Genomic DNA, 12646 nt, shown 5'->3' with positions numbered 1-12646 from the left:
TCAGAACCTGTGGACGCCGTACACGCTGGGTTTGACTGTTCGCGCCCGCCCTTCAAGGCAGGTTTCCAGACAAAAGCCCAGCACGCGCCGCGTGTCACGCGGATCGATGACGCCGTGGTCGATGCACCGGCCCGAGGTATAGAACGCGCTCTCTTGTTTGTTGAAATGCGCCGTGATCGCCGCCTTTTGTGCTGCCAGCTTGCTCTCGTCAGGTTCGATCCCTTTACGCTGGAAGCCGGTTCGGGCGACCATTTCCATTGTTCCCGCCGCCTGTTCGCCCCCCATCACACCAGTCGCGGCGTTCGGCCATGCGAACAAGAAATCCGGGTCGTAGGCATAGCCGCACATCCCATAGTTGCCCGCCCCGAAACTGGCACCGATATAGAGCGTGATCTTGGGCACATCGACCGAGGTCACGGCCTGAATCATCTTGGCACCATGCTTGATCATGCCGCCCTGTTCATATTGGGTGCCGACCATGAACCCGGTGATATTGTTCAGGAATATCAGCGGAGTGTCAGACTGACCGCAAAGCTGGATGAATTGGGACGCCTTGTTGGCACCGGCCGGGTCCAACGGGCCATTGTTACCAATAATACCGACAGAAATCCCATTGACTGCCGCCTGCATGCAGACCGTCGCCGGTCCGTATCCCGGCTTGAAATCCTCAAATTCCGACCCATCCACAATACGCGCCACAACTTCCCGAACATCGTAGGGAATTCGGTAGTCAGTCGGAACCACACCCGCGATCTCTTCGGGATCGAGTTTCGGCGGTTGCACCTCTTTGCGGCGGCGCGTTGGTAGGGATTTGTTCCAATCCAGCCGCGCCATCACACCTCGTGCCATTTCAATGCCATGCGCGTCGTCTTCGGCCAGATACTCGACCAGGCCGGACTTTGTGGCGTGCATCTCGGACCCGCCAAGATCGCGATCATTGGCCTTTTCGCCCGTAGCCGCATGGACCAAAGCCGCACCGGCTAAGGCCGCCATCCCGTTTTGCTTTACGCCTACCACGTAGTCGGCGAGCCCCGGCATATACGCCCCACCTGCTGTAGAAGGCCCGTGCAACACAGCGACGTTGGGCAGACCAGCGGCCGAGTGTCGGGCCAGATTGCGGAACAATTTACCGCCATTGGCCCAGAATTCGACCTTGTACTCCATCAGGTTAGCGCCAGCGCTTTCGACCAAATGCACAAATGGCAGGTTTTGTTTCAATGCCATATCCTGCGCGCTCAGGAATGCCACGCCCGACATCTCGACCATTGCCCCGGCTTTGATCCCTGCGTCATCGACGATGATCATGCAGCGCACGCCTGAAATGAACCCAATACCTATAATGAGTGATGCGCCTGGCACCGACTTCTTAGGGTCGTCAATATCAACGCAGTAGCCCGCCAACCCGTGCAGTTGCAAAAACGGCATTCCGGGGTCCAGCAAATGTGCAAGGCGGTCGCGCGGAGTGATTTGACCACGGGCTTCCATCCGCTCGCGCCGTTGTTCCGAGAGGGCGACGGGTCTGGCCTCAAGCGCGCGCATCTCATCGATGAGCGCCAGCATGTCGGCCCGGTTCTTGGCGTAGGATTCAGAGTCGCGGACGACCTTGCTGACGAAACCCATCAGGTATCTCCTTGCTCGGAATTTGCGCTAAGCCGCGCCGGAATTCTGATTGGCGTAGCCAAAAGGATCTGGGCAAAGCTTTTGCCTTGCGCGTCATTGCGCAAAGAGGCGATGCCGCCACCGCCCAGAACGTCGTGCAGAAGGATGTTCATGGAGTGTGTCCCGGGCACGTAGAACCGCTCAACACCCCCGGACAGGTAATCAGAAAATACATCGGCCAGTATGTCGTCCGTCAACGCAGACCAGATAAAGGGCAAATAGGCTGCGTGCCGGGCAATAACGCCCACGTTCACCTTGTCACCTTTGTCACCGGATCGCGCCCACGCCAAATCCTCCAGCGGACGGGTGACCCATTCGGCTGCTTTTTCAACGGTCGGTTCAGGAACATCATGCCTGACTTGCGCCGGTTCCTGCGGCGTCACATCTGGAAGATCGTAAGCAACCACTTGCCCATCCACCGTTAATCTGTAGGTGAGCGTGTCGTTCGGCAACAAAAACGAAAATAGGGCAACAACCGGCGAAGGCTTTGGGCGCCCTCCACCCGTGAAGATGTGTAGGCCCGGAGGCGCCGCCAATGCCGTTCCGGTCATTTCCCGCAGAAACAACCCAACCGCACGGGCGTCGTCGTGTTTCACGGCTGCCTTGAAGGAAATCTCTTCATAATCACCGTCGCCGGGTCGCCCTCCGAACGCCTCGAAGGAGACATCGCGATAGTCCGGAGCGCCCATTTGGTGCAGGAAACTGCGGGCGCGATCCAGTGCAGCTTGGGCAAAAACTTCTGCCTTTTGTCGGGCATCCCGCCCGTTCATCAGAAACGTCATTCCTGCACGATACCCGTCCGCCCATGTGGCTGACACCTTGAGTTGCCCGGTTGGCGCACGACCATTGGCGCCCGCTACGTGCACACGGTCTGGTGCAACCTGCTCTATTGCGACGTGTGAAAAATCACAGATTACATCCGGCAATATATAAGCCTGTGGATCACCAATCTCATAAAGCATTTGCTCGCAGACAGATGCGGGGGTCACGCAGCCAGTCGTACCTTCTGGTTTGGCCATGACCATTGAGCCATCTGCTTTGATCTCGGCAATTGGATACCCGATCCGAGCAATATCGCCTGCCAGATCCCAGTCGGTGAAGTTACCACCAGTCGCCTGGGGACCGCATTCGAGCAAATGGCCTGCCAACGACCCAGCCGCCAGTAGATCATGGTCGTCATGCCCCCAACCGAAATGATGCATGCAAGCCGCCAAAGTCAGCGCGCTGTCCACACATCGCCCTGTGATGACAATGTCGGCCCCGGCCTGCAGTGCGGCCACGATAGGACCGGCTCCGATATAAGCATTTATGGACGCGATTTTTTCAACCGCAGGCATCGGTGCTCCGGAAAACATCTCGGTTCGGTTGGCGAACTCGGATACCCGCGGCAACAAATCGTCGCCTTCAACAACCGCTACCTTCAGGTTCAGACCGAGTTCTGAGATTTTTGTTCGCACGGCTTCGGCGCACGCTGCTGGATTTACGCCCCCCGCATTCGACAAAACTCTAACGCCTTGCTCGGCAATCTGAGGCAAGTTCTGCGCCATGACTTCCGAAACGAAGTCCACCGCATAGCCCATTTGGGGATCTTTCAGACGCGCGCGCGCCATGATCGACATGGTGATTTCTGCCAGGTAGTCATAAACCAGAACATCTAGTCCCGGATCGCGCAGCAATTGCTTAGTGGCGTGAGGGGCATCCCCCCAAAACCCGCTTGCTCCTCCGATCCGCAGAGAATGCGTCACGCTACGTCCCTCCTCCCTGTCGGCCATCCGCACTTTACAGACCGACTGTTCTGTTTTTATGATTTGTCGATCACATCGGTCAACAGTGATCTGCCACTACGACGCCACGGAACATGACGGATACAACAACCAATAAGCAATCGGTGCAGGATCAGCGATCGCGGGATATGCAGGCCAGAATCTGCAACGCTGCGGTCGCTTGCCTGGATCAGCTTGGCTATGCAGAAACTACATTCGCCAAGGTTCAGGCTAAGGCAAACATCTCGCGTGGGGCTATCACCCATCATTTCCCGACCAAGCAGGCGCTGGTCGCCGCGACTGCGATGCGCCTTTTGGGCAACGCGCAGAACCCAATATGGCAGGATACTACGACACCTCGGGTCTATGAGCTGATCATGTCCTCATGGACCGGCATCGTAAACTCCTCGGGCGGGCGAGCCATCGTTGAAATCCTTGTCGCGTGTCGAACCGATGCGGAGTTGTTCGAGCTGCTCGAACAGAGCTTACGGGATTGGGACAAATCCAACCTGAACCTGATCTCCAGCCGCTATATCAGCGTCACCGGTGACCGCGAAGACACCGATCTGCTTTGGAGCATCACCCGAAATTTCTTACGCGGCCTCCTATTGCACGAGAAGTTCGTTTCGTCGCCCGAATACCTCACGCAAATGATGGATCGGTTTGCTCGAATGATGGAAAGCCAGCTTCAGGTTCTTCCCCACGAAAAAGCCGAGATTGAGGAAGTCGAATGACAATGCCATCCCCTTTCATGACCCCCGAGCGCGAAGCATTTCGCCGAGACTTTGGGCGTTTTGTCGATTCCGAAATCAAGCCAAACATTGAACAGTGGGAGGCTAATCGCCGAGTTCCATGGGAATTGCACGCCAAGATCGCCGAATTTGGCGTTTTTGGCTTTGGAATTGACGAAGATTACGGCGGTTTGGGATTCGACAACGCTTTCATGCGACATGATTACAGCGAATTACTGTTCGGGTGCGGGGCGTCCGGGATCGGCGCGGCTGTCGGAGGGCGCACGATTTCAATCAGCCCGATCGCAAAATTCGCCTCGGAAGAGTTCAAAAAAACGGTTCTGCCTGAGATCATCGCAGGACGGATGATGTCGGCCCTTGGCATCACTGAGCCCGGAGCGGGGTCGGATGTTGCCAACATCAAAACCCGCGCCGATTTCAAGGGCGGGAAGTGGATTCTGAATGGTGAAAAAACCTATATCACCGGGGGGATGGATGCCGAGTGGTTTGTGATTGGGGCTCGCACCGGCGGCCCGGGGCTGACCGGGATCTCGCTGTTTTTGGTTCCGTTCGATGCGCCCGGGTTCAGCCGCACACCGCTGGGTGGCAAAATGGGCTGGCATAGTTCGCAGCAGGCGACATTGCATTTCGACGATTGCGAACTTGATGCGGACGCGCTTCTGGGGCCAGAAAACAAAGGCTTTATCGCGATCATGAACAATTTCAATTTTGAACGGCTGGGGCTGACGTCTGCCTCTCTGGGCATGATGAAACTGTGTTACGACAGCGCGCTTGAGTGGGCGCGCGAACGCGAGACCTTTGGAAAACGGCTGATTGAGCACCAGGTTATCGGTCACAAATTTGCGGAAATGTCCGCGCGGATAGACATGAACGAGGCCTATATCGAACGGATTTGCTGGACGATTGAACAGGGCCTGATGCCCGTGGCAGAGCTTGCCAAGGCCAAGGTGCAAGCCACCAAGTCGCTGGAGTTTGTCGCTTCTGAGGCGATGCAGGTTTTTGGCGGTGCGGCTTATATGCTGGGCAACCCCGTTGAGCGGGTCTGGCGCGAGATCAAAATCATGGCGATTGGCGGTGGATCAGAAGAGATCATGCGCGATTTGGCCGTGCGCCAGATGGACCTGACGGGCCAATAGCGGCAGGCCTTACAGATCCGAAGCGCGGTACGCTCGGGGCGTCAGACCGGTCCATCCTCTGAAGGCGCGAATGAAGGAACTGGCCTCGCTAAACCCGGATCGGGCCGCGATGTCCTCGATAGACAGATCGGTTGTTGTCAGCAAACGCACGGCCAGATCCCGCCGAACTTGCTTGCGCAGGTCCGAGTAATCCACCCCTTCCCGCTTTAGGCTGCGACGCAACCTGTGGCTGGGCATGTTCAGACTACGACCGACTTCGTCCATATCTGCAAGCCGCCCTTCCCGTGTCAGGACAGTGTCGATGGCAAGAGCAGCTTCAAGCGCGAGGCCGATAGCTCCATCCATCGGCAGAAAGGCGTCCAGCGGAGTGCGACGGGCATATGCCATGGCCTGTTCTTCCGTGCGCACAAGGGGCAGCTTCATCAGGCTGCGCGGGATTGCAACGCCACTGCTGGACTGCTCGAACCGGATCGGTGCCTGCATGAACATCGCCCGATAGATTGGCGCATGGGCCGGGCTGGGATAGTCAAACCAGACCCGGTTGACCGCCCCTTTGTTTCCGGCCAGCCAGCTGAGCATGCGATTTACGAGCACCATGATCATCTCAACCGCAAGTTCGTTAAGCACGACGCGCCCAGGGATCCGCTCCATTTCGAATATGACGCTCTCGCCCTCTTCTCGGAACCGGTAGCGAAAGGAATTGTCCGCAACGTCCATGAACTGAACCGTTCGGCGATAAGCGTCCCCTAAGGTTTCCGCGTGGCTGGCGTAAGCGGCTAATATTGCGGTGCTTCCAATCCGTTGGGGTCGCTCCTGCAAACCGCCCAGTTCATCATCAAGCGTCAGGGTCACCGTTCGGACCAGTTTGACGAAGTCCGGATGAGACATTGGGCGGGTCGCGTTCTCCAACCCGGCGTGCCGGAGCATGGACGCGGGATCACCTCCACGCCGTGTCACACCCTGCAGAAGATTGACGGCAAAGACCGCCGGGATGAGAACCGCCATGAGCGTCAGATAATGTCTATTTTTTTGTTCCGCCAGATCATTGTTGCGCATTAGCCGCCCTGTCACTCTGCGCCTCAAATCGACTTTGGAGGATCCAATGGCGAACGCCGCCTATATCTACGATGCCATTCGCACCCCACGCTCTCGGGGAAAGGCCAACGGAACGCTGCACGAAGTCAAACCCGTCCAACTGGCCGCCGGACTTTTGCGCGAGATGCAAAGCCGCCACGATCTGGATACCGCACGCGTAGCCGATGTGGTTTTGGGATGTGTTTCCCCGGTTGGCGATCAGGGCAGCGACATCGCGAAGGGTGCCGTACAGGCCGCGCATTGGGACGAGTCGGTGTCTGGTGTCCAATTGGATCGGTTCTGCGGATCGGGGCTTGAGGCGGTCAACACCGCCGCCGCCAAGATCATCGCCGGGCAAGAGGATCTGATGGTTGCAGGGGGCGTTGAGTCAATGAGCCGCGTGCCGATGGGATCATCCGGCGGTGCCATGTATCTGGATCCGGACATGATCATGGATCAACGCGCGGTGCCGCAAGGTATCGGCGCCGATCTGATTGCCACGATAGACGGATACACTCGCGAGGATGTGGACGCCTTCGCAATGGAAAGCCAGCGTCGCGCCGCTCATGCCCGTAACAGCGGCTGGTTCGACAAGTCCGTGGTACCGGTTCGCGACGAAGGTGGCCTGACCATTCTGGAGCGCGATGACTTCATCAAACCCGAGACGGATATGCAAAAGCTCGGCGCGTTGAACCCGTCCTTCGCAGCTATGGGAAGCTATGGCTTTGACGACATGGCATTGTCGAAATACCCAGAGGTGGCGCGCATTAATCACGTGCACACGCCCGGCAACTCTTCGGGTATCGTGGACGGATCCGCAGCGGTTCTGATCGGATCGGAACAGGCAGGTAAAGATCTGGGATTGACGCCGCGCGGACGCATCGTACAGGCGACGATGGTTTCCACTGATCCCGTCATCATGCTGGCCGGTCCCGGGCCGGCTGCCAAGAAATGCCTGGATAAGGCCGGTCTGACCGTGAATGACGTCGACCTCTGGGAAATCAACGAAGCCTTCGCGTCGGTCGCCATGCGCTACATGAAAGATCTGGGCATCGACCACGAGATCACCAATGTCAACGGCGGCTCAATCGCGATGGGCCACCCGCTGGGCGCGACCGGCGCGATGTTGGTTTCGACAATGCTGGACGAACTGGAACGGCGAGATGCCAAGCGCGCCATGCTGTCGCTGTGTATCGGCGGCGGCATGGGCATCTCGACCCTGATCGAGCGCGTGTAAGAAAGGACCAGACCTATGGCATTTGCATATGAAAAAGACGCCAACGGCATCGTTATAGTCACCATGGACATGGACGGTCCAGTGAATGCGATGAACGACGCCTTTTTGCCCCAGTTCCTAGAAGCCGTGGACAGGATCGAAACCGAAGTGGACCTAAAAGGGGTTATCTGGACGTCGGCGAAGGAAACTTTCTTTGCCGGCGGCGACCTGAATATGCTGAAATCCATCGCCCCGGACGGTGTCGAAAAACTGTTCGAAAACGTCGAGGGGACCAAAGCCGTCATGCGGCGTCTCGAGACGCTGCAGGTTCCCGTTGTCGCCGCCATCAACGGCGCAGCGCTTGGCGGTGGGTATGAACTCTGCCTGGCCTGCAATTACCGCATCGCTTCTGAGAACCCGAAAACCAAGATCGGTCTGCCCGAGGTCACACTGGGCCTGCTACCCGGTGGCGGCGGTACGGTACGTCTCACTTGGCTGCTGGGACTGGAGGCAGCCATGCCTTTCCTGCTGGAAGGGCGTCAGGTCTCACCCTCCAAAGCATTGGCTGCGGGGCTAATCCATGAGGTCGTGGCCCCTGACCAACTGCTGGAACGCGCGCGGGAATACATTCTGTCAATTCAGGATGTCCAAACGGCATCAGTGCAGCCGTGGGACACCAAAGATTACAAAATCCCCGGTGGCCCTTCGAATTCGCCCAAAAACGCGCCGCGCATCGCGGGCGCAGCGGCGATGCTGTTCAAAAAGACCAAAGGGTTGATGCCCGCGCCAACTCGGATTTTGGACATTATGACCGAAGCCGCAGGACGCGTCGATTTCGACACCGCGCAGCGCTATGAAAGCCGCCGTTTTGCGTCTCTGGCACCAATGGCACCCACCAAGAACATGATCGAAACTTTGTTCTTTGGCATGAACAAAGTGAATGGCGGCGCGTCTCGCCCCAAAGACATCCCACGCTCGAAAGTCGAGCGTTTGGGTATTCTGGGTGCTGGAATGATGGGCCAGGGCATCACCTATTCAGCAGCTATGGCGGGTATTCCGGTTGTTCTCAAGGACACGACGCTGGCAGCCGCGGAACGCGGCAAAGCCTATACCGAAAAGCTGTTGACCAAGCGTGTCGAAAAGGGCCGCATGACAGCTGAGCAACGCGACGCCGTGCTGGCCCTGATCACCCCAACCGACAAGGGCGAAGACATCAAGGGCTGCGACCTGATTATCGAGGCGGTCTTTGAAAAGATCGACGTCAAGAACGCGGTACTGGCTGAGCACCAAGATTTGCTGGCGGAGGGCGGCTTTTGGGGCTCGAATACCTCGACTCTGCCTATTACCCGACTGGCAGAAAAGTCCGCCAAGCCCGAGAACTTTGTCGGCCTGCACTTCTTCTCTCCAGTCGACAAGATGCCGCTGCTAGAGATCATCGCAGGCGATGAAACCTCGGACGAGACTCTGGCGCGGGCCTTTGACTTTGCCCGTCAGATCAAGAAGACGCCGATCATCGTCGGTGACAAAACCGGGTTCTACACCTCACGCACGATAGGAACAAAGATGCTGGAGGCTGCGCAGCTCGTGGCGGAAGGTCAGGACCCACTGCGCGTGGACAACCTGTCACGCTTGACGGGAATGCCGACGGGGATGCTGTCGCTGTTGGATGAAGTGCAACTGAAACTCGTCGATGACATCTACAACACGCAGGTGCAGATGGGATTGCAGGACCCTGCGGATGAGGTGACACCCGAAGCCCGCAAGTTGGTGCGCGATCTGATCACCGAGCATGACCGTCTTGGCCGGGCAACAGGCAAAGGGTTTTATGACTACACCGCCGATGGCAAGGAAATCTGGTCCGGTCTGGCCGCCTGGCGCAAGGAAGGATCTGATCTGCCGGATCAGGACATTCAGGACCGCATCATGTTCCGCGCCATTCTGGAGACTCTGCGCTGTCTGGAAGAGGGCGTTCTTCGGTCGGTCGCAGACGGCAACGTAGGCTCAATTCTGGGTATCGGCGCCCCTGTTTACACCGGTGGATACATTCAGTTCGTAAACACATACGGCCTGGACAGGTTTGTTTCCCGCTGTGACGAACTTGCCAGTTTGTACGGCGATCGCTTTGCACCACCTGAAATTCTCAAGAAACACGCGGCAGACCAACAAGAGTTCCGCTAAAACCAGATTGCATTGCGGCAAGAGTGCGTCTTTGCTCTTGCCACTTGGCCTTTGGCCACAAGTTGTTAAGGAAACTTCTTTTTTGCAGCAGATTCGATCTCCCGCTCTTCGGGTGTCTGAGTTTTCCCTCGATCAAGCACGAAGGACCCTGAGTAAATTACCATCTCTAATCTCGGTCCGTTGCCTTTACGTTGTCTAAATTTCCTTCAGTGCCAAAAATTCATTGGCTTCATAACTCCTGGGTCTCGCGACGCGAGTATACGTTGGGCGCACAAATCCGGCACCCGTAGGAATACGAAGACCTAAAAATGAAGTAATGGCATTAGTTTGTATGTTGGGCCTTTCCGCATGTGGCAGTTACTCATTCAACAAACCACTTGCTGTCGACGGCACCCGAAACGGGAATATTGCGCAGGATGAAACCGAGTGCCGGGCGCTGGCCGCAAATTTCAATCCCGGCAAACAAGCGGGAAGTATCGGCGCGGAAGCAGTATTTGGCGCCCTGATCGGCAACCTGACCAGTTCCGCCGGAAACGCAGCCGAGGGTGGTCTCACCGGCGCAGCCATCAGGGGCGCACTGGGTGCCGCGGAAGGGTATTATGAAGACGAGGGAGCCCGTCGCCAAGTGCTGGTCAATTGCATGCTGAGCCGCGAGCACAAGGTCTTCGCCTGACGGCCGGAACATACAGGAGCGGCGCGTACTTTGAAAAATGCGGCCGCTCCCTCTTTTACCTTAAGTTCGCAAGGTAAGCGCAGCGGCGCGTCAGGACTGGATCCGCATGGCGGTTGAAAGTCCGAAATGGCCAATTTGGCGCACGGTTCGGGACATGCAGCGCCCGACGGAAAAAAACCTGCGGTTGAATTCATCCGCGCCGCGTTCCAGTCGCTCGGGGGTCATCTGTTTCGGCTGGAACACTGCGTGCGCTCCGTCGTAATCGCTCCAATTGTCCGATAGCAACCGGCCCTCGGCCTCAAGTTGCTTGTACATCCGGGATCCAGGGAACGGGATGGCGATGGCCGCTGCGGTACTATCCACTCCGGTCTCATGGTAGAGGTCGGCAGTTCTGGCAAAAATATCCGGGCTGTGTTCATCGAACCCAAGGATAGCCGCACTGTCGACGATGATCCCTCTTTCGTGGATACGAGCAATCTGGTCTTTCAGGTTCTCAGGTTTGACAAAGCCCTTTCCTGCCCGTTTCAACGCCGCCTTGTCGACAGTTTCGATCCCGATCAACAGATACTTGCAGCCTGACCGGGCCGCCGCATCCAGTAATTCCTCATCGTCTGCGATGCGGATCGTCGTTTCGCCGACCCAACTGATGCCCAAAGGTTCGATAGCGCGGAACAGTTCGAGCGCATAGTCGCGGTCTTCGGTCAGGTGGTCAGCGTGCAGTTCGACCCAGTCCGTTTGCATCGCTTCAAGCTCGGCCACGATGTCAGGAATGGGACGGTACCGGGTTTTTCCCAGCATCCCGGGGATCAGGCAGAAACTGCAATTATGTTTGCACCCCCTGCTCACCAACACTGACCACTCCCAGCGATAATCCTTGGCTTTGATCAGGTGTGTCGGATACGGGTTGAGTTTACTCAAATCCGCAGGCGTGCCGGTATATCTCGGTTTAAGCTGTCCCCGATCAGCATCTGCCAGAAAATCTTCCCAGATGTTTTCGCACTCTCCGGTTATCACCGCGTCCGCATAGTCCTTGGCCTCTTCCGGCAAAAACGTCGCGTGCAATCCTCCGATGGCCACCTGGACGCCCTTGGCCTTCAAGACCCGGGCAATTTCGTATCCGCGATTTGCATCCGGGGTCGAGAAAAAGATGACCGCGACGTCGGCATGAATACGCCGCGGATCGCATTTTCTGAGCACTTCATCGAACAGCAGAACATCCACCCAATCCGGCGTAGCCGCCGCTGCCGAGAAAATGCTTTGCGGCGGGCCGCCCCTGACGGATTTGTAGGCTTTGAAATCACTTTCGGCCGATGCTTTGATTAGACAGAGTTTCATGTGCTGCTCCTCAGAGTGGATGGCATCTCGCCGTTGGCGCCATTTTGCCAATCAGTGTTCGTCCGGCAAGACTATTGTTTGTCATTTTTGACAATAAACATTGAGGCAGCGTGTTTCAATGAAGCCATCAAAAATTTTTTGCACACGGATTGGTCTGAGTTTCATCACTTCAGGCTATGTCAACTTAATGGCTTATCATTTATGACAAATTATCATCGAACGACTCGCCAATTGAGGACATAATGGACATCTGGCTTTTCATCGGTCTCGGCTTACTATTGTGGGCCATCAGGGATCTGGTTTTCGGCTCTACTTACCTGTGGGAGCGGGTCACACGCGCGGAAAACCCGGGGACATACTGGATATGCGTGCTGGTGTGGCTTGTGATCGCGCTGGTAATTCTGGCGACGTCTCCCACCACCTATTCGCTGCTCTACTGACATTGATGGCCGGCCACCGCGTTTTGTTTTGGCAATTGGCGCGGGCCCGAAATGCGCCATTCAGCGGCTGGTCAGCGTGGCGCAGCCCGTGAAATCTGTCGTTTGCTGTAACGGGCAAAGTTACCGGGTGGGCTCCCGAACGAGCGCCGACCTTTTCAGGTGCCTCTACAGCAACTTGCCTAAGACATAGATCGAGCCGTGGTGTGCCAATCACTCCCCTAACCAAGTCCGCGGCCTGATTCTACAGGACTGTGACGAAGGGTCACCCAGACGACACCCGGGCGGCATGCAAGACGGCGGTGGATGGCCCATGCCCCGCGAAACTGGGAAAATTCGAAGCGCGACATCTTGAAACCGCCCCCAAGAATGTATACCGGTGTATACAAATCGCGATCGAGCCTGATGCCCGACGCTTACCCA

10 protein-coding genes are annotated in these 12646 nt (G+C 57.0%); 6 read left to right on the top strand and 4 right to left on the bottom strand.

The annotated features are described in order from the left end of the window. Together ACR0AA_RS14515 and ACR0AA_RS14510 are read right to left on the bottom strand one after the other, a co-directional pair. On the bottom strand, nt 1-1620 hold the full coding sequence (locus tag ACR0AA_RS14515) for an acyl-CoA carboxylase subunit beta (RefSeq protein ID WP_480664716.1): 1620 nt from the start codon (nt 1618-1620) through the stop codon (nt 1-3). Further along, nucleotides 1620-3404 carry an acyclic terpene utilization AtuA family protein gene (locus tag ACR0AA_RS14510; RefSeq protein ID WP_480664717.1) on the bottom strand — a complete coding sequence of 595 codons (1785 nt, stop codon included), beginning with the start codon at nt 3402-3404 and terminating at the stop codon, nt 1620-1622. Before ACR0AA_RS14510 ends, ACR0AA_RS14515 begins: the two co-directional genes overlap by 1 nt. Before the next feature lie 113 nt (nt 3405-3517). Between ACR0AA_RS14510 and ACR0AA_RS14505 the strand changes: the two genes are divergently transcribed. Continuing rightward, nucleotides 3518-4156: a TetR/AcrR family transcriptional regulator gene (locus ACR0AA_RS14505; protein ID WP_480756312.1), complete on the top strand. Its 639-nt coding sequence runs from the start codon at nt 3518-3520 to the stop codon at nt 4154-4156. Further along, the gene (locus tag ACR0AA_RS14500; RefSeq protein ID WP_480756311.1) at nt 4153-5310 is read left to right on the top strand and encodes an acyl-CoA dehydrogenase family protein; all 1158 of its coding nucleotides are present in this window, start codon (nt 4153-4155) and stop codon (nt 5308-5310) included. The genes ACR0AA_RS14505 and ACR0AA_RS14500 overlap by 4 nt, the downstream gene beginning before the upstream one ends. 9 nt (nt 5311-5319) lie before the next feature. Here the strand turns inward: ACR0AA_RS14500 and ACR0AA_RS14495 are convergent, their stop codons facing one another. After that, nucleotides 5320-6315, bottom strand: a complete 996-nt coding sequence (locus ACR0AA_RS14495; RefSeq protein ID WP_480756310.1) for an AraC family transcriptional regulator — start codon at nt 6313-6315, stop codon at nt 5320-5322. 97 nt (nt 6316-6412) lie between these two features. On the opposite strand from ACR0AA_RS14495, the gene ACR0AA_RS14490 reads away from it, so the two are divergent. The 3 genes from ACR0AA_RS14490 (at nt 6413) to ACR0AA_RS14480 (ending at nt 10451) form a co-directional block, all read left to right on the top strand. Next, the gene (locus ACR0AA_RS14490; RefSeq protein WP_480756309.1) at nt 6413-7621 is read left to right on the top strand and encodes an acetyl-CoA C-acetyltransferase; all 1209 of its coding nucleotides are present in this window, start codon (nt 6413-6415) and stop codon (nt 7619-7621) included. Nucleotides 7622-7636: 15 nt separating this feature from the next. Beyond that, nucleotides 7637-9778 carry a 3-hydroxyacyl-CoA dehydrogenase NAD-binding domain-containing protein gene (locus ACR0AA_RS14485; RefSeq protein ID WP_480756308.1) on the top strand — a complete coding sequence of 714 codons (2142 nt, stop codon included), beginning with the start codon at nt 7637-7639 and terminating at the stop codon, nt 9776-9778. A gap of 316 nt (nt 9779-10094) precedes the next feature. Further along, complete coding sequence (locus ACR0AA_RS14480; protein WP_480664723.1) at nt 10095-10451, top strand: hypothetical protein; 357 nt, start codon at nt 10095-10097, stop codon at nt 10449-10451. A 90-nt stretch (nt 10452-10541) separates the two neighbouring features. Here ACR0AA_RS14480 and ACR0AA_RS14475 read toward each other — a convergent pair whose 3' ends face one another. Continuing rightward, the gene (locus tag ACR0AA_RS14475; protein WP_480664724.1) at nt 10542-11786 is read right to left on the bottom strand and encodes a B12-binding domain-containing radical SAM protein; all 1245 of its coding nucleotides are present in this window, start codon (nt 11784-11786) and stop codon (nt 10542-10544) included. A 242-nt stretch (nt 11787-12028) separates the two neighbouring features. Here ACR0AA_RS14475 and ACR0AA_RS14470 point away from each other — a divergent pair, with 242 nt between their 5' ends. Next, complete coding sequence (locus ACR0AA_RS14470) at nt 12029-12226, top strand: hypothetical protein (RefSeq protein WP_480664725.1); 198 nt, start codon at nt 12029-12031, stop codon at nt 12224-12226. Nucleotides 12227-12646 lie beyond the last annotated feature (420 nt).

It is taken from the genome of Ruegeria sp. CE8, assembly GCF_056537465.1.
The sequence above is the reverse complement of the archived record's forward strand: the minus strand, read 5'-3'. Positions and strand labels throughout refer to the sequence as shown.